This is a genomic window from Pseudomonas sp. TE6288 (assembly GCF_054062095.1).
Genome location: NZ_JBSSEW010000015.1, coordinates 34,639 through 58,898 on the forward strand (window position 1 = coordinate 34,639; position 24,260 = coordinate 58,898).

19 protein-coding genes are annotated in these 24,260 nt (G+C 64.1%); 10 read left to right on the plus strand and 9 right to left on the minus strand.

Annotated elements, in window-relative coordinates; translation table 11 throughout:
* Positions 1–27 precede the first annotated feature (27 nt).
* From ACVWY1_RS16975 to ACVWY1_RS16985, 3 genes are read left to right on the plus strand one after another with little or no spacing between them, the layout of a single operon-like run.
* The gene (locus ACVWY1_RS16975; RefSeq protein WP_023631071.1) at positions 28–453 is read left to right on the plus strand and encodes a YybH family protein; all 426 of its coding nucleotides are present in this window, start codon (positions 28–30) and stop codon (positions 451–453) included.
* 46 nt (positions 454–499) lie between these two features.
* Positions 500–844, plus strand: a complete 345-nt coding sequence (locus ACVWY1_RS16980; protein WP_277503158.1) for a YciI family protein — start codon at positions 500–502, stop codon at positions 842–844.
* Between the two features lie 46 nt (positions 845–890).
* Complete coding sequence (locus ACVWY1_RS16985; RefSeq protein WP_277503159.1) at positions 891–2,129, plus strand: RNA polymerase sigma factor; 1,239 nt, start codon at positions 891–893, stop codon at positions 2,127–2,129.
* 38 nt (positions 2,130–2,167) lie between these two features.
* On the opposite strand, the gene ACVWY1_RS16990 is transcribed toward ACVWY1_RS16985, so the two are convergent.
* Both ACVWY1_RS16990 and ACVWY1_RS16995 read right to left on the minus strand, forming a co-directional pair.
* Complete coding sequence (locus ACVWY1_RS16990) at positions 2,168–2,638, minus strand: MaoC family dehydratase (protein ID WP_277503160.1); 471 nt, start codon at positions 2,636–2,638, stop codon at positions 2,168–2,170.
* 34 nt (positions 2,639–2,672) lie between these two features.
* Positions 2,673–3,617: an alpha/beta hydrolase gene (locus tag ACVWY1_RS16995; protein ID WP_277503161.1), complete on the minus strand. Its 945-nt coding sequence runs from the start codon at positions 3,615–3,617 to the stop codon at positions 2,673–2,675.
* Between the two features lie 201 nt (positions 3,618–3,818).
* Between ACVWY1_RS16995 and fadD2 the strand changes: the two genes are divergently transcribed.
* On the plus strand, positions 3,819–5,507 hold the full coding sequence (gene fadD2 / locus ACVWY1_RS17000) for a long-chain-fatty-acid--CoA ligase FadD2 (RefSeq protein ID WP_102684402.1): 1,689 nt from the start codon (positions 3,819–3,821) through the stop codon (positions 5,505–5,507).
* A 342-nt stretch (positions 5,508–5,849) separates the two neighbouring features.
* Complete coding sequence (gene fadD1, locus ACVWY1_RS17005) at positions 5,850–7,547, plus strand: long-chain-fatty-acid--CoA ligase FadD1 (RefSeq protein WP_102684403.1); 1,698 nt, start codon at positions 5,850–5,852, stop codon at positions 7,545–7,547.
* 69 nt (positions 7,548–7,616) lie between these two features.
* On the opposite strand, the gene ACVWY1_RS17010 is transcribed toward fadD1, so the two are convergent.
* Positions 7,617–8,924, minus strand: coding sequence for an NAD(P)/FAD-dependent oxidoreductase (locus tag ACVWY1_RS17010; protein ID WP_457378535.1), 1,308 nt, complete (start codon positions 8,922–8,924; stop codon positions 7,617–7,619).
* A 26-nt stretch (positions 8,925–8,950) separates the two neighbouring features.
* Complete coding sequence (locus ACVWY1_RS17015; RefSeq protein WP_457378536.1) at positions 8,951–10,315, minus strand: glutamine synthetase family protein; 1,365 nt, start codon at positions 10,313–10,315, stop codon at positions 8,951–8,953.
* 464 nt (positions 10,316–10,779) lie between these two features.
* Here ACVWY1_RS17015 and hrpA point away from each other — a divergent pair, with 464 nt between their 5' ends.
* Both hrpA and ACVWY1_RS17025 read left to right on the plus strand, forming a co-directional pair.
* Entirely contained in the window at positions 10,780–14,685 is a 3,906-nt protein-coding gene (gene hrpA / locus ACVWY1_RS17020; protein ID WP_457378537.1) for an ATP-dependent RNA helicase HrpA, read from the plus strand.
* A gap of 217 nt (positions 14,686–14,902) precedes the next feature.
* Positions 14,903–16,024 (plus strand): beta-ketoacyl-ACP synthase III, encoded by a 1,122-nt coding sequence (locus ACVWY1_RS17025; RefSeq protein WP_277503165.1) that lies wholly within the window; start codon positions 14,903–14,905, stop codon positions 16,022–16,024.
* Positions 16,025–16,206: 182 nt separating this feature from the next.
* On the opposite strand, the gene ACVWY1_RS17030 is transcribed toward ACVWY1_RS17025, so the two are convergent.
* The gene (locus ACVWY1_RS17030; protein WP_102684410.1) at positions 16,207–17,451 is read right to left on the minus strand and encodes a putative porin; all 1,245 of its coding nucleotides are present in this window, start codon (positions 17,449–17,451) and stop codon (positions 16,207–16,209) included.
* A gap of 240 nt (positions 17,452–17,691) precedes the next feature.
* Between ACVWY1_RS17030 and ACVWY1_RS17035 the strand changes: the two genes are divergently transcribed.
* Positions 17,692–18,819 carry a GNAT family N-acetyltransferase gene (locus tag ACVWY1_RS17035; protein WP_277503166.1) on the plus strand — a complete coding sequence of 376 codons (1,128 nt, stop codon included), beginning with the start codon at positions 17,692–17,694 and terminating at the stop codon, positions 18,817–18,819.
* 122 nt (positions 18,820–18,941) lie between these two features.
* On the opposite strand, the gene ACVWY1_RS17040 is transcribed toward ACVWY1_RS17035, so the two are convergent.
* The 4 genes from ACVWY1_RS17040 to ACVWY1_RS17055 are packed head-to-tail and all read right to left on the minus strand — an operon-like array spanning position 18,942 to position 23,126.
* Positions 18,942–20,774, minus strand: coding sequence for an ABC transporter ATP-binding protein (locus tag ACVWY1_RS17040; RefSeq protein ID WP_139672949.1), 1,833 nt, complete (start codon positions 20,772–20,774; stop codon positions 18,942–18,944).
* A gap of 51 nt (positions 20,775–20,825) precedes the next feature.
* A complete protein-coding gene (locus ACVWY1_RS17045; RefSeq protein WP_102684413.1) occupies positions 20,826–21,383 on the minus strand; it encodes a peptidylprolyl isomerase in 558 nt (185 codons plus the stop codon).
* Positions 21,377–22,189 carry an alpha/beta fold hydrolase gene (locus ACVWY1_RS17050; protein ID WP_457378538.1) on the minus strand — a complete coding sequence of 271 codons (813 nt, stop codon included), beginning with the start codon at positions 22,187–22,189 and terminating at the stop codon, positions 21,377–21,379. Before ACVWY1_RS17050 ends, ACVWY1_RS17045 begins: the two co-directional genes overlap by 7 nt.
* Before the next feature lie 13 nt (positions 22,190–22,202).
* On the minus strand, positions 22,203–23,126 hold the full coding sequence (locus tag ACVWY1_RS17055; RefSeq protein ID WP_028693074.1) for a LysR family transcriptional regulator: 924 nt from the start codon (positions 23,124–23,126) through the stop codon (positions 22,203–22,205).
* A 50-nt stretch (positions 23,127–23,176) separates the two neighbouring features.
* Here ACVWY1_RS17055 and ACVWY1_RS17060 point away from each other — a divergent pair, with 50 nt between their 5' ends.
* On the plus strand, positions 23,177–23,491 hold the full coding sequence (locus ACVWY1_RS17060; protein WP_139672940.1) for a 3-phosphoglycerate kinase: 315 nt from the start codon (positions 23,177–23,179) through the stop codon (positions 23,489–23,491).
* A gap of 110 nt (positions 23,492–23,601) precedes the next feature.
* The gene (locus ACVWY1_RS17065; protein WP_102684416.1) at positions 23,602–24,201 is read left to right on the plus strand and encodes an FMN-dependent NADH-azoreductase; all 600 of its coding nucleotides are present in this window, start codon (positions 23,602–23,604) and stop codon (positions 24,199–24,201) included.
* Positions 24,202–24,260 lie beyond the last annotated feature (59 nt).

A 24,260-nucleotide genomic window follows, 5' to 3' on the forward strand; every position in this document is an offset into this window, starting at 1 on the left:
ATTGTTGAACGCTGGGAGGAAGCACCGATGAACAGCGCAGCCGAGACTGAACTTCGTCAACTGATCGAGCAGTGGATGCAGGCCGTGCGCGAGCGCGACGTGGACCGTATCGTCGCACCCTATGCCGACGACATTCTCGCCTTCGATGCCATCCAGGCCTTGCAGTTCAAGGGCAAGGCCGCCTACCGCGCACACTGGGAAATGTGCATGGGCATGTGCACGGGGCCGATGGTCTTCGAACTGGCGGAGCTGAAGGTATACGCCGACGGCGACCTGGCCCTGGCTCATTGGCTCAACCGCTGTGGCCCGGGCGACGACGAAAGCCAGTGCGGCTTCATGCGCGCCACGGTCGGCTATCGGCGCAGCGGCGGCCAATGGCAAGTGATCCACGAGCATTGGTCGGCGCCGTTCGACATGGAAACGCAAAAAGCCTTGTTCGACCTCAAGCCCTGATACCGCTCATCGCCCACCGCACCGAGCCGACCTGCTGGAGACGATCATGAAATACCTGTGCCTGGTCTATTGTGATGAAGCGCTGTTGAACAGCCTGCCCGACAGCCCCGAAGACGCCGAATGCATGGCCTACGCCGAATCCATCCAGGGCAGCGGGCGCATGCTCGCCGCCGAGGCGCTCAAGCCTGTGCAGACGGCCACCACGGTACGTGTACGCGCCGGGCGGATGAGCCTGACCGATGGCCCGTTCGCCGAAACCAAGGAGCAACTGGCCGGTTTCTACCTGGTCGACGCCCGTGACCTCAACGAGGCGCTGAACATCGCCAAGGGCATCCCGGCAGCCCGGGTGGGCAGCGTCGAGGTTCGGCCGGTGCGTGAACTGCAACCCTGACGCAACGGGAGAAAAGTCGCATGAGTCAGCAGGGAAAGCCCGATTGATGGTGGGGGAAGCGCAAGTCCGCCAGGAGGTGGAGGCTGTCTACCGCCGCGATTCGCGGCGGATCCTGGCGACCCTCATCCGCCTGCTGGGGGACTTCGACCTGGCCGAGGAGGCCATGCACGATGCCTTCTTCATTGCCGTGCAGCGCTGGCAGCGTGATGGTATCCCGGACAACCCGCGGGCTTGGCTGGTGTCTGTCGGCCGCTTCAAGGCCATCGATGCCCTGCGCCGGCGTGCCCGCTTCGACCGCTCCCAGGCCGACCTGATCATGTTGCTCGAACGCGAAGCGGACGATCCGGGCGAGCAGACGTTGCTGGCCGATGACCGACTGCGGCTGATCTTCACCTGCTGTCACCCGGCGCTGGCTTCCGACGCCCAGGTGCCGTTGACCCTGCGCGAGGTGTGTGACCTGACCACCGAGCAGATCGCCCGTGCCTTCCTGCAAAGCCCGGCCACCATCGCCCAACGCATCGTGCGTGCCAAGGCCAAGATCCGCGATGCGAAGATTCCCTATCAGGTGCCGGAGCTGAGCGAGCTGCCCGAGCGCCTGGAAAGCGTGCTGCGGGTCATCTACCTGGTATTCAACGAAGGCTATTCGGCCTCGGCGGGCGAAGATGTCACCACCCGCGAGCTGACCGATGAGGCGATCCGCCTGGGGCGCCTGGTGGCCCAGTTGCTGCCCGATGCCGAAGTGCACGGGCTCTTGGCGTTGATGCTGCTGCAGGCATCGCGGCAGCGGGCTCGCAGCGATGCCCATGGTGAGCTGGTGCTGCTGGATGAGCAGGATCGCAGCTTGTGGGATCGCGGGCAGATCGACGAGGGCAGCCAACTGGTCCAGCAGGCACTGCGCAGTCGCGACCTCGGGCCGTATACCGTGCAGGCGGCCATAGCCGCGGTGCATGCCGAAGCGCCCAGCGCCGAGGCCACGGATTGGGACGAGATCATCGGCCTGTACGATGTGCTGCAGCGTCACTGGCCATCAGCGGTGGTGGAGCTGAACCGGGCGGCGGCGCTGGCCAGGCGGGACGGCGCCCAGGTGGGGTTGCAGGCGGTGGAGGCAATCCTGCAGCGGGGCGAGCTGGGTGATTATCACCTGGCCCATGCCGCGCGCGCCGAACTGCACCGGCAGCTGGGCAACCTCGATCAGGCCCGGGATGCCTGGCGGCAAGCGCTGACGCTTACCCGCCAGGGGCCGGAACGGCGGCATATGGAACGGCGCTTACGCGAACTGGGCTGAGCTATCGCCAGCGTGCCCGCGATGGCCGGCGTGGTGAATCAGCTGGCGACAAAGTTCGGCGGGCTGACCAGCTCGACCGTCTGCTGCTTGCGCGGCGCGAGGATCTCGGCCTCGCCACTGACGACCAGCTCATCGTTCTGGTTGTACACATTGGTGGCGATGCGCACCTTGAACTTGGGCAGCTTCTCGAGAATTTCCAGGCGCACGGTCAATTCGTCCCCGATCTTCACCGGCTTCTGGAAGCTCATCTGCTGGCCCAGGTAGATGGTGCCCGGGCCAGGCAAGGTGCAGGCCACCGCGGCGCTGATCAGCGCGCCACTGAACATGCCATGGGCGATGCGCTCGCGGAACATGCTCTTGGCGGCGAACTCGGCGTCCAGGTGCACCGGGTTGTGGTCGCCGGACATGGCGGCGAACAGCTGGATGTCGCGCTCTTCGACAGACTTCTTGTACTCAGCTTTCTGGCCGACTTCGAGGGCTTCGTAAGGGGTGTTGCTGACCTGGGTCATCGAGGCTTCCTTGTGGTGCGGGCGAGGTGGCCGATCATTCACTGCGGGCAGGGCGGCCAAGGGCCAGCGCCTGGTCCAGCCAGCCGATGATCTCGGCGGTGACCTCGTCGCTATGGGTTTCGTTGAGCACTTCGTGGCGTGCGCCGGGGTAGATGCGCAACTGTACATGACGGTTGCCGGTCGCGCGCAGGGCGTCGGCCAGATGGGTGAGACGCTTGCCGGCACTCACCGGATCACATTCGCCGCCGATCACCAAAATAGGCAGGTTTGGGTCGATCTGCCCGAGATGCCTGGGCTGGCTGATCTGCGCCAGCCCCTGCAGCAGGTCGAGCCACAGCTGATTGCTGCAACGGAAGCCGCACAACGGGTCGGCGATGTACTTGTCCACTTCCCCTGCGTCGCGGCTGAGCCAGTCGAACGCCGTGCGGTTGGGTTTGAAGGCCTTGTTGAACGAGCCGAACGACAGCCAGTCGATCAGCGCGCTCTTGCCCAGGGGGCCCTGGCGCCAGGCTTCGAAGCGGGCGATCAGGCGCGCGGCCCGGTACAGTGCCACTGGCTGGAAGTTCGAACCGCTGAGTATTGCACCTTGCAGGCTGGCGCTGTGGTGCAGCAGGTAGGCCTGGGCGATGTAGCTGCCCATGCTGTGGCCGAACAGGAACAGCGGGGTGCCCGGGAACTGCTGGCCGACGTGCTGGGCCAACAGGCCCAGGTCGTTGACCACGGCATTCCAGCCATTATGGCGGGCGAACAGGCCCAGGCTGCCCAGCTCGGCGGTACGGCCATGCCCGCGCAGGTCGGGGGCGAGCAGCCCGTAGCCGGCAGCGTTGAGGGCATGCCCCAGGCGCTGGTAGCGCCCGGCATGCTCGGCCATGCCGTGGGCCAGCAACACCACGGCCTTGACCGGCGTGGCGGGCAGCCATTGATGAACATGAAGACTGCAATGCTCGCTGGCGGGGAGCCAGAAGGCGTCATGGGGCATGGCGGGTCCTTGCGCGCAAAGGTTCGCCAACAGTGTATGCGCAAAGCGCTCGATTGCAGGAAGGGTAGAAAAGAGATTCACAATGTTAATGGCGGCACTTGGCGTATTTGCCACCCTCGACAGAGCTGCTAACGTCGGCTGAACACCTTTTTGCCATCAGGCGATCAGGTCAGGGACGTCCCGGTAGAGGAACAACAATAAATGCAAGCCGATTTCTGGAACGACAAGCGCCCGGCGGGCGTGCCTTCCACCATTGACATGAATGCCTATACGTCAGTCGTCGACGTTTTCGAACGCTCCTGCAAGCGCTTCGCCGACCGGCCGGCATATAGCAACCTTGGCGTCACCCTGAGCTACGCGGACCTCGAACGCTACTCGGCGGCTTTCGCCGCCTGGTTGCAGCAGCACACCGACCTGGCGCCGGGCGACCGCATCGCGGTGCAGATGCCCAACGTCCTGCAATACCCGATCGCTGTGTTCGGCGCCTTGCGCGCCGGGCTGGTGGTGGTCAACACCAACCCGTTGTACACCGAGCGCGAGATGCGCCATCAGTTCAAGGACTCCGGCGCCCGCGCGCTGGTGTACCTGAACATGTTCGGCAAGCGCGTGCAGGAGGTGCTGCCCGACACCGGCATCGAGTACCTGATCGAAGCGAAGATGGGCGACTTGCTACCGGCGGCCAAGGGTTGGCTGATCAACACCGTGGTCGACAAGCTGAAGAAGATGGTCCCCGCCTATCGGCTGCCTCAGGCGGTCTCGTTCAAGCACGTCCTGCGCCAGGGGCAACGGCTCAACCACCAACCAGTGGCGCAGACGCTCGACGATGTCGCGGTGCTGCAGTACACCGGCGGGACCACGGGCCTGGCGAAGGGGGCCATGCTCACCCATGGCAACCTGGTGGCCAACATGCTTCAGGTCCTGGCCTGTTTCGGCCAGCACGGGCCCGATGGCCAGCCGCTGATCAAGCAAGGGCAGGAGGTGATGATCGCGCCGCTGCCGCTGTACCACATCTATGCCTTTACCGCGAACTGCATGTGCATGATGGTAACCGGCAATCACAACGTGCTGATCACCAACCCCCGCGACATTCCGGGGTTCATCAAGGAACTGGGCAAGTGGCGGTTCTCGGCGCTGGTAGGCCTGAATACCCTGTTCGTCGCGCTGATGGACAACCCGGGGTTCAAGTCGCTGGATTTCTCCGCGCTGAAGATCACCAATTCCGGCGGCACCGCGCTGGTCAAGGCCACCGCCGAGCGCTGGGAGGCGCTCACGGGTTGCCGCATCGTCGAAGGCTACGGCCTGACCGAGACCTCGCCAGCGGCCAGCACCAACCCCTATGGCCAGCTGGCGCGCCTGGGAACGGTGGGGATCCCGGTGCCTGGCACGGGGTTCAAGGTGATCGACGATGACGGTCACGAACAACCATTGGGCGAGCGTGGCGAGTTGTGCATCAAGGGGCCGCAGGTGATGAAGGGCTATTGGCAGCAGCCGGAGGCTACCGCCCAGGTGCTGGACAGCGAAGGCTGGCTGAAGACCGGCGACATCGCGATCATCGACCCGGACGGCTACACGCGGATCGTCGACCGCAAGAAAGACATGATCATCGTCTCGGGCTTCAACGTGTATCCCAACGAGATCGAGGACGTGGTGATGGGCCATCCGCAGGTGGCCAGCTGCGCGGTGATCGGCGTGCCGGACGAGCGCACCGGCGAAGCGGTGAAGCTGTTCGTGGTGCCGCGTGCGGGCGGGGTGAGCGTCGATGAGCTCAAGGCGTTCTGCAAGAGCAATTTCACCGGTTACAAGGTGCCCAAGCACATCGTGCTGCGCGATTCGCTGCCGATGACCCCGGTGGGCAAGATCCTGCGTCGGGAACTGCGTGATATTGCCTGATAGCAGGAGCGGGTTTGTCCCATGATCGCGTGAGCCTGGATCAAGGCCATTGCCAGACAAGATGCCATCAAGGGGCAAGCCAGCGCCTGTAAAACCTATCTAGATCGAGGTTTTCAGGCGCTTTCGCGATATTTTGTATAATTACTCTAAAAATGACCTGTATTGTTCATTGAGTCATTTTTGTGACCTGTCGGCCCATTCCGGCCTCTAGGCGACCCCTTGCAAAGCTGTTACTCTCGGCGCGCTTTCAGAGGATCCGGTTTGCAATGAGCCGTCCTCTCATATCAATAATAAGCGCATCGACGCGTACCGAATTCGCTGTTGCTGAAGGAGCGGGCTTCCATGATCGAACATTTTTGGAAGGATAAGTACCCAGCCGGGGTCACGGCGGACATCAATCCTGACGAATTCCCCAATATCCAGGCGGTACTCAAGCAATCCTGCCAACGCTTTGCCGACAAACCTGCCTTTAGCAACCTGGGCAAGACCATCACCTACGGCGAGCTGTACACGTTGTCCGGTGCCTTCGCCGCCTGGCTGCAGCAGCATACCGACCTGAAGCCGGGTGACCGCATCGCGGTCCAGTTGCCCAATGTCCTGCAGTACCCTGTCGCCGTCTTCGGCGCCATGCGTGCCGGGCTGATCGTGGTCAACACCAACCCGCTGTACACTGCGCGGGAGCTGGAGCACCAGTTCAACGACTCCGGCGCCAAGGCGTTGGTGTGCCTGGCCAACATGGCGCACCTGGCGGAAAAGGTGGTGCCCAAGACCCAGGTCAAGCATGTCATTGTCACCGAAGTGGCCGACCTGTTGCCACCACTCAAGCGCCTGCTGATCAACAGCGTCATCAAGTACGTGAAGAAAATGGTGCCGGCCTACCACCTGCCGGGCGCGGTGCGCTTCAACGACGCGCTGGCGCTGGGCAAGGGCGGCGCGGTCACCGAGGCCAACCCGCAGCCCGGCGACGTCGCCGTGCTGCAGTACACCGGCGGTACCACCGGCGTGGCCAAGGGCGCGATGCTCACCCATCGCAACCTGGTGGCCAACATGCTGCAGTGCCGTGCGCTGATGGGCTCGAACCTGCACGAAGGTTGCGAGATCCTCATCACTCCGCTGCCGCTGTACCACATCTACGCCTTTACCTTCCATTGCATGGCCATGATGCTGATCGGCAACCACAACGTGCTGATCAGCAACCCGCGTGACCTGCCGGCGATGGTCAAGGAACTGGGCAAGTGGAAGTTCAGCGGCTTCATCGGCCTCAACACGCTGTTTGTCGCCCTGTGCAACAACGAGACTTTCCGCAACCTCGATTTCTCGGCGCTGAAGATCACCCTGTCCGGTGGCATGGCGCTGCAGATGAGCGTGGCCGAGCGCTGGAAGGCGGTGACTGGTTGTGCCATCTGCGAAGGTTACGGCATGACCGAGACCAGCCCGGTGGCGGCAGTCAACCCGACCTCGGCCAACCAGGTGGGCACCATCGGTATCCCGGTGCCGTCCACCCTGTGCAAGATCATCGACGACAACGGCCAGGAACTACCCTTGGGCGAGGTGGGCGAGCTGTGTATCAAGGGGCCGCAGGTGATGAAGGGCTACTGGCAGCGGGACGATGCCACCGCCGAGATCATCGACAGCAATGGCTGGTTGAAAACCGGTGACATTGCCTTGATCCAGCCTGATGGCTACATGCGCATCGTCGATCGCAAGAAGGACATGATCCTGGTGTCCGGCTTCAACGTGTACCCCAACGAGCTCGAAGATGTGCTTGCCACGCTGCCAGGTGTGTTGCAGTGCGCGGCCATCGGTGTCCCGGACGAGAAGTCTGGCGAGGTGATCAAGGTGTTCATCGTGGTCAAGCCTGGCATGACGCTTACCAAGGAACAGGTCATGGAGCACATGCGTGCCAACGTCACCGGCTACAAGGTGCCCAAGGCCATCGAGTTCCGCGATGCGCTGCCGACTACCAACGTTGGCAAGATCCTGCGCCGCGAGTTGCGTGACGAAGAGCTGAAAAAGCAGGGCCTGAAGAAGATCGCCTGATCCGCAGTCTGCTCTGGGATTGAAGCGTGGGAGCGGGGCAAGCCCGCTCCCACGTTGGCGATATGAAACTCAGCGCAACTTTTCCAGCATCTGGTAGTACCACATCCCCGCCGCCAGCAGCGGATTCCCCAGCAAGTCTCCCATCGGCACCTTGATGTGCTTGCACGCCGCAAAGGTATCGAAATTCCCCAGCGTCCCCGTCAGTGCCTCGGCCATGATCTCGCCCATGATGTGGCTGGTAGCGATGCCGTGCCCGGAGTACCCCTGGCAGTACCAGACGTTGTCCGACAGCTTGCCCAGTTGCGGGATGCGGTTGACCACGATGCCCATCGCGCAGCTCCATTGGAATTCGATCGGCACGCCCTTGAGCGCCGGGAAGGTACGCTCGATGCACGGACGCAGTTCGCCTTCGATATCTCGTGAGTCGCGCCCGGAGTAGTTGGCGCCGCCGCCGAACAGCAGGCGTTTGTCGGCGGTCAGGCGGTAGTAGTCGAGAACGAAGCGGCAGTCGTACACCGCCAGGTCCTGCGGGTTGATCTGGCCGGCCAGGTCGCCCAGTGGCGCGGTGGTGACGATGCCGCCCATGGCCGGGAAGATCTTGCCCTTGAGCTGGCGTTTTTCCAGTTTGTGGTAGACGTCGCCGGCCAGCATTACCTGGCGTGCCTCGATCCGTCCCTGGGCCGTGACCACGGCCGGACGAGGGCCGTGGATGATCTCCAGCACTTCGGAATTCTCGAACACCAGCGCGCCGAGGCCATGGGCGGCGCGGGCCTCGCCCAGGCACAGGTTGAGCGGATGCAGGTGCAGGTTGCGGCGGTTCTTCAACGCGCCGAGGTACAGCGGGCTCTGCAGGTGCTGTTGCATGGCGTCGCGGTCGAGCAACTGCACCAGGTCGCCCATGCCGCGGCGCTGGGCTTCGGCCTCGAAGGCGCGCAGTTCGGTCATGTGCGAAGGTTTCATCGCCGCGTGCAGGTGACCGTGCTTGAGGTCGCACTGGATGCCGTAGCGTTCGACGCGCTGTTCGATGATCTGGTGGCCGCGCCAGCGCAGGTGCCAGATGAAGTCGTCCACCTCGGCGCCCAGACGGTCGCGCATCTGCGTGCGCATGGCCTCGTCGCCCGACAGGCTGCCGGTGACCTGGCCACCGTTGCGCCCGCTGGCGCCCCAGCCGATGCGGTTGGTCTCGACGATGGCTACCTTCAGGCCACGTTCGGCCAGCTCCACCGCAGTGGCCACGCCGGTGAAGCCGCCGCCGATGATCGCCACGTCCACCTGCACCGTGCCCTTGAGTGGGGGGTATTCGGTCGCGTCATTGAGGGTGGCGCTGTAGTAGGACGGCGCGCGCTGGGCCGGCCTGTTGTTCAGTGCTGCGTTCATGGGTGTTCCTTGTTGTAGTTCGTCTGTCAGGCCTGATGCAGGTACCAGCGCCAGTCCTGCTCGCCGACTTCGGCCATGAACTGGCGGTACTCGGCGCGCTTGACCTTCAGGTACACGCCGAGGAAGGCCTCGCCCAGCGCCTCCCTGGCCCAGGCCGACTGCTCCAGGGCTTCCAGGGCAGTCAGCCAGTCGGTGGGCAGGTACTCGCTGGCCTGGGCATAGCCGTTGCCTTCGACTGGCGCGCCGGGATCGAGCTGTTCGCGGATGCCCTGGTGCGTGGCAGCCAGTATCGCGGCGGCGGCCAGGTAGGGGTTGGCGTCGGCGCCGCAGATGCGGTGCTCCACATGCCGGCTGTTGGCCGGGCCGCCGGGCACGCGCAGGCTGACGGTGCGGTTGTCCACGCCCCAGGTCGGCGCCAGCGGGGCATAGCTGTTGGCCTGGAAGCGGCGGAACGAGTTGGCGTTGGGGCAGAACAACAGCAGCGACTCACGCAGGTGGCGCAGCATGCCGGCCACCGCCTGGCGCAACAGTGGGGTGCCGGCCTTGTCTTCGCTGGCGAACAGGTTGTTGCCAGCGGCGTCCGCCAGGCTCAGGTGCATGTGCATGCCGGTACCGGCCAGTTGCGCGAACGGCTTGGCCATGAAGCAGGCCTGCATGCCATGGGCATTGGCAATGCCCTTGACCAGGCGCTTGTAGCGCACGGCCTGGTCCATGGCCTGGAGCGCATCGCCGTGCTCCAGGGTAATTTCCACCTGCCCCGGGGCGTACTCGGAGATCGCCGTGCGCACAGGGATGTCCTGAGCCTTGCAGGCAGCATACAGATCGGCAAGGAACGGTTCGATCTGCTCCAGCTCGCGCAAGCCATAGACCTGGGTACCGCGCGGGCGGCCGCCGTCGCTGTCCAGCGCCGGCTGTGGCCGGCCCTGGCTATCGCGCTGCTGGTCGAGCAGGTAGAACTCCAGCTCGCAAGCCATCACCGGGTGGAAGCCATCGGCCTTGAGGGCGTCGATCACCCGCAGCAGCACATGGCGCGGATCGGCGACGCTGGCCGGCAGGCCTTCGCTGGGGTGCATGCTGACCTGCACGGCGGCGGTCGGCACCCGGCGCCAGGGCAGGCGCACCAGGCTGCCATCCAGCGGGTAGGCGCGGCAGTCGATGTCGCCGACGTCCCAGACCAGACCGGAGTCTTCCACATCATCGCCGTTGAGGGTCAGGCCGAGGATGGTGCTGGGCAGCGGGCGGCCGCTGTCGAACACGGCCAGCAGTTCCTCGCGGTGCAGCAGCTTGCCGCGGGGTACGCCGTTGGCGTCGAGGATGAACAGTTCGATCAGGTCGATATCGGGGTTGTCGGCCAGGAAACGCCTGGCTTGCTCTGCGGGGGCAAAGTGCATGGTGGATTCGCTCTGGGGCACGCAGGACCGCCGCGCAGGCGAGCGGTCAGGCTGAGTCAATCGGCCAAGGGTGGCCGGGTCGGGTCAGGGGTGCGTAAGCGAAGTGTCCGGTGGGCGCGCGTGACGACAATGCCACAGCGCCCAGAAGGCGAGGATGATGTGCACCAGCGGATTTTCTCCGACACAGGCCCTGGCCTTCGGCAGCGAAGGGTGGGGCAGCGGGCGGGCGATCATCGGGGTGGGAAGCATCTCTCGATACTCACATGGCCGGTAAGGTTGATTAAATCAGTGAATGGCGACGTTCATTCCGGTGGGAGCTAAACATTCGTGCAGGGCCCGTGTCGGGCTTGACCTGCGCCAGAGCCGCAACAGGCAGCATCCCGCGGGCAAATCTGCGACAATCGCGCCTCTTACGCCTGCCGATCATGAAAAAGCAGCACTCGCCTGCATCATTAAAAAGCCCCATGACAGACCACGCCATCGACCAACTGCTGAACAACCTCGACCACGCCATGATCGCCGACCGCCATCGGCTGCGTTGGCAATTGCACGAACTGCGCAAGCGCCCCGACGAGGGCAAGCTCGCGCAGTGGGTGGAAAAGGTCCAGGCCTCCTGCGCCCAGGTCACCGCGCGCCAGCAGAGCGTGCCGAGCATTCGCTACGACGACAACCTGCCCATCGCCGCCAAGCGCGACGAGATCAAGAAGGCCCTGGCCGAGCACCAGGTGTTGGTCATCGCCGGCGAGACAGGTTCGGGCAAGACCACCCAGTTGCCGAAGATCTGCCTGGAGTTGGGCCGTGGCAGCCACGGCCTGATCGCCCACACCCAGCCTCGGCGAATCGCCGCGCGCAGCGTCGCGGCGCGGGTCGCCGAGGAGCTGGGCACGCCGTTGGGGGCGCTGGTGGGCTACCAGGTGCGCTTCGAGGACCAGAGCGATTCGAACACCCTGGTCAAGCTGATGACCGACGGTATCCTGCTGGCGGAGACCCAGCACGACCGCTTCCTCGAACGCTACGACACGATCATCGTCGACGAGGCTCACGAGCGCAGCCTGAACATCGATTTCCTGCTCGGCTACCTCAAGACCTTGCTGCACCGCCGCCCTGACCTGAAGCTGATCATCACCTCGGCGACTATCGACCTGGAGCGCTTCTCCAAGCACTTCGACGGCGCGCCGATCATCGAGGTGTCCGGCCGTACCTACCCTGTGGAAACCTGGTACCGCCCGCTGACCAGCGAACAGGATGAGGAGGGCAACCAGGTCGAGGACGACCTTTCCGTCGACCAGGCGATCCTCGCCAGCCTCGACGAGATCGCCCAGTACGAGCGCAGCCAGGGCAAGGGCCCGGGCGATGTACTGGTGTTCCTGCCCGGCGAGCGCGAGATCCGCGACGCCGCCGAGATCCTGCGCAAGGCGCAGTTGCGCCACACCGAGATTTTGCCGCTGTATGCGCGGCTGTCGCCGGCCGAGCAGCAGCGGATCTTCCAGTCCCACAGCGGCCGGCGCGTGGTGCTGGCGACCAACGTCGCCGAAACCTCGCTGACCGTGCCGGGCATCCGCTACGTGATAGACAGCGGCACCGCGCGCATCAGCCGCTACAGCTACCGCGCAAAGGTCCAGCGCCTGCCCATTGAGGCGGTGTCCCAGGCCAGCGCCAACCAGCGTAAAGGGCGCTGCGGCCGGGTCGAGCCGGGCATCTGCATCCGTCTGTACAGCGAGGACGATTTCAACGGCCGGCCGGCGTTCACCGATCCGGAGATCCTGCGCACCAACCTGGCGGCGGTGATCCTGCAGATGCTGCACCTACGTCTCGGCGCCATCGACGCCTTCCCGTTCATCGAGCCGCCGGATGGCAAGGCCATCAGTGACGGCTTCAACCTGTTGCAGGAGCTGTCGGCGGTCAATCGCGAGAACCAGCTGACGCCGCTGGGCCGCCAGCTGGCGCGTCTGCCGATCGATCCACGGTTGGGCCGCATGCTGCTCGAGGGCGCCCGTCAGGGCAGCCTGCAGGAAGTGCTGATTGTCGCCAGCGCACTGTCGGTGCAGGACCCGCGCGAGCGTCCCCCGGAGCGTCAGCAGGCCGCCGACCAGGCCCACGCCCAGTGGAAGGATGTCGATTCCGACTTCGCCGCGCTGGTCAACCTGTGGCGCGGCTTCGAGGAGCAGCGCCAGGCGCTGACCGCCAACCCGCTGCGCAACTGGTGCCGCAAGAACTTCCTCAACTACTTGCGCCTGCGCGAGTGGCGCGACGCCCACCGCCAGCTGGCGCTGATCTGTCGCGACCTGCAATTGACGGTGAACAAGGATGCCTGCGACTACCAGCGCATGCACAAGGCGATTCTCAGCGGCCTGCTCAGCCAGATCGGCCAGAAGACCGAGGAGGGCGACTACCAGGGCGCACGCCAGCGGCGGTTCTGGATTCACCCGTCGTCGGGCATTGGCCGCAAGCGGCCGCAGTGGGTGATGGCCGCCGAACTGGTGGAAACCACCAAGCTGTATGCGCGCATGGTGGCCAAGATCGAGCCGGACTGGATCGAGCCGCTGGCCACCCACCTGATCAAGAAGAACCACTTCGAACCGCACTGGGAGAAGAAGCGCGGCCAGGTGGTGGCCTACGAGCAGATCACCTTGTACGGGTTGATCCTGGTCGGACGCCGCCCGGTGCATTTCGGTCCGATCGACCCCGTCACTTCCCGCGAGCTGTTCATCCGCGATGGCCTGGTCGGCGGCGAGATCCAGTCCCGGGCCAAGTGCCTGGCGGCCAACAAGCGCCTGCTGGAGCAGCTCGACGAACTGGAGGCCAAGGCCCGCCGGCGCGACATTCTCGCTGACGAAGAAACGCTGTACGCCTTCTACGAAGCGCGCCTGCCCGCAGAGATCCACCAGACCGCGACCTTCGATGCCTGGTACCGGATGACCAGCCAGAAGGACGCCAACCTGCTGATCATGCGCGAGGAGGACGTACTGGCCCGCGAGGCCAGCGAGGTCACCGCAGCGCAGTACCCGGATCACTTGCAGGTGGGCGAACTGCGCCTGTCGCTGAGCTACCACTTCGAACCGAACCACCCCCGTGACGGCGTTACCGTACGGGTGCCGGCGCCGTTGCTGCCCAACCTGCCGGGCGAACGCCTGGAATGGCTGGTGCCGGGCCTGCTCGAGGCCAAGTGCATCGCCCTGGTGCGCAACCTGCCCAAGGCCTTGCGCAAGAACTTCGTGCCGGTGCCGGACTTCGTCAAGGCGGCACTGTCGCGCATGGTCTTCGGCCAGGGCGCGTTGCCCCAGGCACTGGGCCATGAGCTGCTGCGCATGACCGGGGCGCGGGTGTCCGACGAGGCCTGGGCGGAAGCGACCGGGCTGGTCGAGGGCCATCTGCGCATGAACATCGAAGTGGTCGATGCCCAGGGCAAGTTCCTCGGCGAGGGCCGCGACCTGGCCGAACTGACTGCCCGTTTTGCCGCCGCCAGCCAGGCCGCCCTGGCCTTGCCGCGCAACGACAAAGCCGAACAGCCGGTACAGGCCAAGGTCTTCGAGCAAGTGGCGCAGACCGCCCAGCAGAAGATCGCCGGGCTGTCGATGACCGTGTACCCGGCACTGGTCGAGGACAACGGCACGGTGCGCGAGGGGCGGTTCTCGACCCAGGCCGAGGCCGAGTTCCAGCACCGACGTGCCCTGCAGCGCCTGTTGCTGCAACAGCTGGCCGAGCCGGCCAAGTTCCTGCGCGGCAAGCTGCCAGGGCTGACCGAATTGGGCCTGCTGTATCGCGAATTGGGCCGGGTCGAGGCGCTGGTGGAGGATATCCTGTTGGCCAGTCTCGACAGTTGCGTGCTCGAAGGCGAAGACCCGCTGCCCCGTGATGGCGCCGCTCTGGCCTCGCTGGCCGAACGCAAGCGTGGCAATTGGAGCGAGCATGCCGAGCGCCTGGCGCGCCTGACCTTGGAGGTGCTCAAGCTATGGCATGGCTTGCAGAAGCGCTTCAAGGGCAAGATCGACCTGAGCCAGGCGGTGGCGCTCAACGATATCAAGCAGCAACTGGCCAACCTGGTGTATCCGGGCTTCGTGCGCGAGACGCCGGGGGCCTGGTTCAAGGAATTGCCGCGGTATCTCAAGGCAGTGGAACTGCGCCTGGAGAAGCTGGGGTCGCAGGTACAGAAGGACCGGGTGTGGAGTGGCGAGCTGGCCAATTGCTGGGCGCAATACCAGGCCCGTGCCGACAAGCATGCCCAGGAAGGCAAGCGCGATGAGCAACTGACCTTGTACCGCTGGCTGCTGGAGGAGTACCGGGTGTCGTTGTTTGCCCAGCAATTGGGTACCAAGGTGCCGGTTTCCGACAAGCGACTGAGCAAGCAGTGGAGTCAGGTGGAAGCCTAACCGTTGCAACTTGTGGCAAACTTGACGGAATTTTGGGTCGTTTTGCGGCCCATCGCTGGCAAGCCAGCTCCCACAGGGGACGTATTGAACTGTGGGAGCTGGTTTGCCAGCGATCGAGGGCGCAGCCCTCGTCCATGAATTGGTACCAAGGTGCCATTATGTTGCCCTTTTCCCGGCCTGCGCCGCATGGCGATGGCCTTTGACCAGAGGAACGACCGTGCACAACGTCGTCATCAGCGGCACCGGCCTGTATACCCCGGCCCAGAGCATTTCCAACGAAGAACTGGTGGAGTCCTTCAACACCTGGGCACAGCGCTTCAACCGTGACAATGCCGCCGCCATCGAGCGTGGCGAAGTCGAGGCGGCGCCGCTGTCCGATGCCGCCTTCATTGAAAAGGCCTCGGGCATCAAGAGCCGCTTCGTCATGGACAAGGCCGGCATCCTCGACCCGCAGCGCATGAAACCGCGCCTGCCTGAGCGTTCCAACGACGAACAGTCGATTCTCTGCGAAATGGGCGTTGCCGCTGCGCGTCAGGCGCTGGAACGTGCCGGGCGCACCGCCGCCGATGTCGACGGGGTGATTGTCGCCTGCTCCAACCTGCAGCGCCCGTACCCGGCCATTGCCATCGAAGTGCAGCAGGCGCTCGGTATCGAGGGCTTCGCCTTCGACATGAACGTCGCCTGCTCGTCGGCCACCTTCGGTATCCAGACGGCAGCCAACAGCGTGCAGTTGGGCCAGGCCCGCGCGGTGCTGGTGGTCAGCCCGGAAATCTGCACCGGTCACTTGAACTTCCGTGACCGCGACAGCCACTTCATTTTCGGTGACGCCGCCACCGCGGTACTGATCGAGCGTGCCGACCTGGCCACCTCCGCGCACCAGTTCGATATTGTCAGCACCAAGCTGTGGACCGCGTTTTCCAACAACATCCGCAACAACTTCGGCTTCCTCAACCGCGCCGCGGAAGAGGGTATCGGCTCGCGCGACAAGCTGTTCGTGCAGGAAGGCCGCAAGGTATTCAAGGAAGTCTGCCCGAAGGTCGCCGAACTGATCGGCCAGCACCTGGATGAAAACGGCCAGCAGCCGAGCGATGTCCAGCGCTTCTGGCTGCACCAGGCCAACCTGAGCATGAACCACCTGATCGTCAAGAAGCTGCTGGGCCGCGAAGTGGACGAGCAAGAGGCGCCGGTGATTCTCGACCGTTATGCCAACACCAGCTCGGCAGGGTCGGTGATCGCCTTCCACCTGTACCAGGATGACCTGGTCAAGGGGGCGCTGGGTGTGCTGAGCTCGTTCGGTGCGGGTTATTCGATTGGCAGCGTGATCCTGCGCAAGCGCTGATACCCGTTTCGCCTGCTCCGGCCCTATCGCCGGCAAGCCGGCTCCCACAGTGGTGCATATTTCTCTTGGGAGTCAGCTTGCCGGCGATAGGGCCGGAGCATTTCTGACAGAGCAAAAAAAGCGGGAAATGCTGGATGGGGTCAGCATTTCCCGCTTCAGGGTGGTGCAAAGGAGCCTGGCGCTTAGAACTTCGCTTCCAGGTCCACCTGCAGCGTATCTACGTCAGCATCGCTGTTCGGCAGGTTGGAGAAGTCGGTCTTGGCCATCAGGTAGGCCGCGCCCAGTGAGAAGTTCTTGTCGATCTCGTAGCCGACCTTGAACTTGTGGCCACGCGACCCGGTGAAGCCGTTGCCGAAGTCGGAGTCGGTGAAGGCGCTGACCACCGCGTTACGCTGCACGTCGCGGTAGTTGTAGTCCAGGCTCCAGGCGCCGACCTTGGTTTTCAGGCCGGCCAGCCAGGCCTTGTCCTTGCCGTCGGTACTTTCGGTGTTCTTGACGAACTGGCCATAGGCCGAGAGTGGGATGGCAAAGCCGGTGAAGTCCACCTGGCCGAAGCCTTCCACCAGGTTGAACTCGTTGGTGGTGTTACCCAGGGCACGCAGGACGGTCGACTCCTTGTCGTTGTCGTAGCCGTAGATGCTGCCGCCCACGGTGAACTTGAGGGTGTCGGCCGCGTTGAACTTGGCACCCAGCTGGCCGTGGTACAGCTGTGCGTCGTGCTTGAACTGCACGCCGTCGCCGTCGACGTTGTCCTTGAGGGTGTAGTGGCCGGCACTACCGAACAGTTCGGTGGCGCCCAGGTTGGTCTTGTAAGTGATCGCCACGCCTTCGGGGTTGATATCGCTGTCCCAGATGATGTCGCCCATGCTCACCCATGGCTGAGCCATCTTGCCGCCGATCAGGTGCAGGTTGGGAATGGCGGTCGGGTGCCAGTCGAGGTAGGCCAGGTCGACCCACAGCGATTTCTTCTCGAAGTAGTTGTCCAGGCTTTGGTTGGTCGAGCGGGCATCGGCGCTGCTGCCGGTGGCCACACGCACGCCGGCGTCCACTTGCGGGTTGATCTCGCTGTAGAAGCCGACACGGGCGCGGACGCGCTCACGGTCCTGGTTGCCACTGCGCGAGATCGGGTTGTCGACGTTGACGTCTTCGTAACGCAGGCGCACATCACCCTTGATCTGGGTCTTGGCGGCCCACGCCACTTTCTGTTCGAACGAGCTCATGCGTTCGGACTGGGCTTTCTGGTCGGCCTTTTCCTTGGTTTCCTTTGCCAGGTCGCCCTGCAGTTCGTTGTACTGCGCCTGGTTGATCGAGCCATTGGCGCGGAGCATTTCGAGCAGCTTGGCGTCGACAGCAGCACTGGCCGGAGTACTCAGAGCCAGCATCATGCCGGTAAGGCTCACTCCGGTAAGTGTAGAAACAAGACGCATAAGGTTCTCCCTGTTGGAAAAAGTGGGGAGGCTCAAGCGCCCGCCCCCAAGTTGGCATGTCTTCGGAAAGGGCCTGACTAGACAGGTTCTGGGGTTCCGGAAAACAGGCGCAAGTATTGCGGGGGCGAATGACAGAATAATGTCTAAACAGTGGCACTGTTGTTAAGTAAAGCGGCCGTCATTTGAGTGTCACGGTCGACTTGGCAATACTGGCACTCTCTTTTCAGCGAGTCGGAAAACGTGATCAGCCTCCACAGCCTTGCCCACCTGCGCGACCTGCCGGCGACCACCTGGGACGCGCTGGCGCCCGACGGCCAACCGTTCCTGCGCCATGCCTTCCTCACGGCCATGGAGGACAGTGGCAGCGTGGTGCCCGACACTGGCTGGGCCGCCGAACACCTGGTGCTGGAACGCGATGGTGAGGTGCGGGCGCTGCTGCCTGCGTACCGCAAGTGGCATTCGTTCGGCGAGTACGTGTTCGACCACGGCTGGGCCGATGCCTGCGAGCGCGCAGGTATCGCCTACTACCCCAAGCTGCTGGGTGCCGTGCCGTTCAGCCCGGTGAGCGGCCCACGCCTGTTGGCCACCGACCCGAGCGATGGCCTGTTGCTGTTGCAGGCCATCCCCGAGTACCTGGGCAAGGGCGGGCTGTCGGGTGCGCATATCAACTTCACCGACACTGCGCTGGATGAGGCCATCGGCGTGTTGCCAGGCTGGATGGAACGCCTGGGTTGCCAGTTCCATTGGCGCAATCGGGGTTATCGGGATTTCCAGGACTTTCTCGACACCCTCAGCTCACGCAAGCGCAAGCAGATGCGCAAGGAGCGCGAACAGGTGGCGGGGCAGGGGATCGACTTCGCCTGGTATCAGGGCGACGAGCTGAGCGAGGCGCAGTGGGATTTTGTCTACCTGTGTTACGCCAACACCTACGCCGTGCGCCGGCGCGCGCCCTACCTTACCCGTGAATTCTTCAGCCTGATCGCCGAGCGCATGCCCGAGGCCATCCGAGTGGTCATCGCCCGCCAGCAGGGGCGCGAGGTGGCCATGGCGCTCAGCCTGATCGGCGGTGACAGCCTGTATGGACGGTACTGGGGGTGCCTGGATGAGTTCGACCGTCTGCACTTCGAGACCTGTTTCTACCAGGGCATGGATTTCGCCATAGGCGAAGGACTGCAGCGTTTCGATGCCGGGGCCCAGGGTGAGCACAAGCTGATTCGCGGCTTCGAGCCGGTGATCACGCGGTCGTGGCATTACCTGCTGCATCCGGGATTGCGCCGGGCGGTGGAGGATTTTCTGCTGCAGGAGCGGGCGGGGGTGAGGGCGTATGCCGAAGAGGCGCGCGGGATGCTGCCGTATCGCCAGGCATGAAGATCAAGGGGCACGTGGGAGCGGGCTTGCCCCGCGATGGCGTCAGATCAAGCTGTCGTGTCGCCTGATCTGACGCCATCGCGGGGCAAGCCCACGCCGATTTTCCCATGCCGTTTTCTGTATCAGTCCACCCCGACGAACCCACCTGTCTGGTGATGCCACAATCGCGCATACAGTCCACGCTGCGCCAATAGCTCGGTGTGGCTGCCACTCTCGACGATATGCCCCTTGTCCAGCACGATCAGCCGGTCCATGCGGGCGATGGTCGACAGGCGGTGGGCGATGGCGATCACCGTCTTGCCCTGCATCAGCGTCTCCAGGCTCTCCTGGATCGCCGCCTCGACCTCCGAGTCCAGCGCCGAGGTAGCCTCGTCCATGATCAGGATCGGCGCGTTCTTCAGCAGCACCCGGGCGATGGCGATGCGCTGGCGCTGGCCGCCGGAGAGCTTCACGCCGCGCTCGCCGACATGGGCATCGAAGCCTGTACGGCCCTGGGCGTCGGACAACTGCGGGATGAACTCGTCGGCCCGTGCCCGGCGCACAGCCTCCCAGACTTCCTCGTCACTGGCATCCGGCCGGCCGTACAGCAGGTTGTCGCGGATCGAGCGGTGCAGCAGCGAGGTGTCCTGGGTGATCATGCCGATCTGCGCGCGCAGGCTGGCCTGGTTGACCTCGGCGATATCCTGGCCGTCGATGAGGATGCGCCCGCTGTCGATGTCGTACAGGCGCAGCAGCAGGTTGACCAGGGTCGACTTGCCGGCGCCGGAGGGGCCGATCAGGCCGATCTTCTCGCCGGGGCGGATATCCAGGTTCAAGGCGTCGATCACCTTGCCGCCCTTGCCGTAGTGGAAGTCGACATGGTCGAAGCGCACCGCGCCGCGGCTGACCTTGAGTGCCGGCGCGTGGGGCTTGTCGCTGACGGTGACTGGCTGGGCGATGGTCTGCAGGCCGTCCTGGACCATGCCGATGTTCTCGAAGATGCCGTTGACCACCCACATGATCCAGCCGGACATGTTGACGATGCGGATCACCAGGCCGGTGGCCAGGGCGATGGCGCCGACGCTGATCAGCGACTGGCTCCACAGCCACAGGGCAAGGCCCGTGGTTGCGACCACCAGCAGGCCGTTCAGCGAGGTGATGACCACGTCCATGCTGGTGATCACCCGCGAGGCCAGCTGGGTCTTCTCGGTCTGCTCACTGATCGCCTCGCGGGCGTACTGCTGCTCGTAGTCGGTGTGGGCGAACAGCTTGAGGGTGGCGATGTTGGTGTAGCCGTCGACGATGCGCCCCATCAGTTTGGAGCGTGCGTCGGAGGAGATCACCGAGCGTTCCTTGACCCTTGGCACGAAGTAGTACAGCGCGCCGATATAGCAGGCGATCCACACCAGCAACGGCAGCATCAGCCGCCAGTCGGCCTCGGCGAACAGCACCAGTGCGCTGATGGCGTAGATCAGCACGTGCCACAGCGCGTCCACCGCCTGCACCGCCGAATCACGCAGGGAGTTGCCGGTCTGCATGATGCGCTGGGCGATGCGCCCGGCGAAGTCGCTCTGGAAGAAGTTCAGGCTCTGCTTGAGCACGTAGGTGTGGTTTTGCCAGCGGATCAGGCTGGTCATGCCCGGGCTGATGGTCTGGTGCACCAGCAGGTCGTGCAGGCCAAAGAACACCGGCCGCAGCACCAGCACCACCACCAGCATCCAGATCAGCTCGCCACTGTGCTCGCTGAAGAAGTTGGCGTTGGGTGTGCCTTGGGCCAGGTCGATGATCCGGCTCAGGTAGCTGAACAGCGCCACCTCGATCAATGAGGCGATCAGCCCGACGATCAGCAGGGCGAGGAAGCTCGGCCAGACCTGGCGCAGGTAATAGAGATAGAAGGGCCAGACCTTGCCGGGAGGTGCCTCGCTCGGCGCCTCGCGGAAGATGTCGATCAACTGCTCGAAACGACGGTACAGCATGGGTGACGACACTCCTGTTCGACCCGACTCACGTCCCTGTGTGGTGCGGGATCAGTCGATGCGTTTGGCCGACTTGATGTACACCGGGTCGGCCGGCACATCACGCATGCCTTTCTTGACGGTGGTCGGCGAGTTGACGATCTGGTCGACCACCTCCATACCCTTGGTGACCTTGCCGAACACGGCGTAGCCACGGTCGCGGCCCGGGTTGAGGAAGTCGTTGTCGGCGACGTTGATGAAGAACTGGCTGGTGGCCGAGTTCGGGTCGGAGGTACGCGCCATGGACAGGGTGCCACGGGTGTTCTGCAGACCGTTGCTGGCCTCGTTGCGGATCGGATCCTTGGTCGGCTTCTGCACCATCTGCTCGGTGAAGCCACCGCCCTGAACCATGAAGCCAGGGATCACACGGTGGAAGATGGTGTTGTTGTAGAAGCCGCTGTCCACGTACTGGAGGAAGTTCTTGGTACTGATCGGCGCTTTTTCTGCGTTCAGCTCGATCTCGATCTTGCCGAAGCTGGTGACCAGCTCAACGTGCGGGGTCTTGTCGGAGGCCATGACGCTGGTGGCGAAGGCGACCGAGCAGGCGGTGAGCAGAAGTTTTTTCAGCATGGGCTCAATGATCCTTGAGAGGTGGAAGCGGCTGCGAGGAACTGCAGCAGGGTCTGGTTGAAGACCTCAGGTTGGTCCAGGGGCGTAGCGTGCCGCGAATCGTCGATGACCGCCAGTCTGGCGTTGGGCATCAGGGCGACGTAACGTTCTTTCAGTTGTATCGGTGTGTAATCGTGGTCGGCGGCGATCACCAAGGTGGGACAGCGGATCTGGCCGATGCGTTCCTGTACGCCCCAGTCGACGATGGCGTCGAAGCTTTTCAGATACGCACGCTTGTCGTTGCGCGCCCAGCGCTCGGCCATCTTGCGCCGCAGTTCGGCCTGCTCCGGCTTGGGAAACAGCCGTGCGGCCAGACCCTTGCCGACGGTCTCGACGCTGAGCAGGCGCGCCAGGCCCCAGCGCTTGAGCCACCAGATCCAGTCGCTGCGGGTGCGGCGCTTGACCTCGGGGGCGCTGTTGACGATGCACAGGCTACGCAGCCACTCGGGGTGGTCGACGGCGAACTGGAAACCGACCATGCCGCCCATGGACAGGCCGACGAAGTGCACCGGGCCGGTGTCCAGGTGACGGAGCAGCGCCAGCAGATCCTCGCTGAAGGTCTTTATCAGGTAGCCCGCGCGTGGCTTGGACGATTGCCCGTGGCCGCGGATGTCCATGAGGATCACCCGGTACTGGCGGGCGAGCTCGGGCACCTGCAGTTCCCAGTCCTGGCTGCTCGAACCCAGCCCGTGCAGCAGCACCAGGGGCTCGCCCTGACCGTGTTCCTCGTAATGCAACTGGCATCCTTGCTGTTCGAAAACGGCCATGGGCGCGGTCCTCTCAGGCTTGCGGGGGGGCTGCGAAGGGCACGTCCAGCGGCGCGGTGTCGAAGTTCCGCAGCAGTTCGATAAGGATCTGCGTGGCCGGGCCCAAGGTCTTTTCCTTGCTGGAGTAAAGGTAGAACAGTGGATGGCGGCTGCCACCCTGATCCAGCGGCAGGGGCTTGAGCACGCCTTCGCGCAGCTCGCGCTCGATCATGTGCCGGGGCAGCCAGGCAAAGCCCAGGCCGCTGCCGACGAAGGTTGCCGCGGTGCCCAGGCTGCCTACCGTCCAGCGTTGCTCGGCGCCTAGCCAGCCGACATCACGTGGCTGGGCCCGACCGGAGTCGCGGATCACCACCTGCAACTGGCTTTCCAGGTCCTGGAAGGTGATTTCGCGGCCCATGCGGTGCAGGGCATGCTCGGGGTGGGCGACGGCGATGAACTCCACCGGACTCAGTTCGGTGCCCAGGTAACCGCCGATGTTGAAGCTGCTGATGGCAAGATCGGCGATGCCTTCGTGCAGCACTTCCTCGACCCCGGACAGCACCTCTTCGCGCAGGCGCACCCGGCAGCCGCGGCTCTGCGGCATGAACGCTGCCAGGGCGCGCACCAGGCGGGCGCTGGGGTAGGCGGCGTCGACCACCAGGCGCACCTCGGCTTCCCAACCCTGCTCCATGTGATGGGCCAGGTCTTCCAGCTGGCTGGCCTGCTTGACCAGTTGCCGCGAACGGCGCAGCAGCACGCTGCCGGCCTCGGTCAGCACCGCCTTGCGCCCATCGATGCGCAGCAACGGCACGCCCAGTTGTTCCTGCATGCGCGCCACGGTGTAGCTCACCGACGATTGCGAACGGTGCAGGGCCTCGGCGGCCTGAGCGAACCCGCCGTGGTCGACCACCGCCTGCAGGGTCCGCCACTGATCCAGGGTAACGCGCGGTGCTTTCATCCAGGGCTCCTGTTGTCCTAAGCTGCGCTCTTCCCAAGGAGAGCGCCCGTATGAAGAAATGTTGTGCGGCTTTGCTGTTGTGCCTGCCCCTCGGGGCCATGGCTTACCCGATCGACGTGGAGAAGGACCTGACCGGGGTCAAGGTCGACTACACCGCCTACGACACGGCCTACGACATCGGCTCGATCAGCCTCAACAACTATGGGCAGGTGCCGGCGGCGTGCAAGGTCATTTTCCGCAACGGCCCCGAGGCGCCACGGGTGCGCCGGGTCAACGTGCCCGCCGGCAGGAGCGTGGATGTCACCGCCAAGTTCAACCGGCAGATCATCAGGCTGCGCATCGTGCTTGACTGCAAAGCGGAATAAAACAGATTAATCGATAGGTTGATCCCACTTTTTACGCTTTTTTATCGATAGGTCAACCTCTAATCTCACCTCCATCGAATCGCCACCCCTTACCGCCGATGGAGGCACCCATGTCCCACGTTCTGATCATCGAAAGCAGCGCCCGCCAGCAGGATTCCGTTTCTCGTCAACTGACCCAGGACTTCATCCAGCAATGGCAAGCAGCACATCCGGCCGACGAGATCAAGGTGCGCGACCTGGCCGTGAACCCCGTGCCGCATCTGGACGCCAACTTGCTCGGCGGCTGGATGAAGCCCGAGGAACAGCGCAGCACCACCGAGCGTGAGGCACTTGAGCGCTCCAACGCGCTGACCGACGAATTGCTGGCCGCCGACGTACTGGTGATGGCTGCGCCGATGTACAACTTCACCATCCCCAGCACCCTGAAAGCCTGGCTTGACCACGTGCTGCGCGCCGGCATCACCTTCAAGTACACCCCGACCGGCCCCCAGGGACTGCTCAACGGCAAGCGCGCCATCGTGCTGACCGCCCGCGGCGGTATCCATGCCGGTGCCAGCAGCGATCACCAGGAACCTTACCTGCGCCAGGTGATGGCCTTCATCGGTATCCATGATGTGGACTTCATCCATGCCGAGGGCCTGAACATGAGCGGCGAGTTCCACGAGAAGGGCCTGAACCAGGCCAAGGCCAGACTGGCCGCGGTGGCCTGAGTCGCGACGAATTCCCAACCCTGACACCTTGTTGCTCCTTTGGGTGTGCCTGCCCGGCC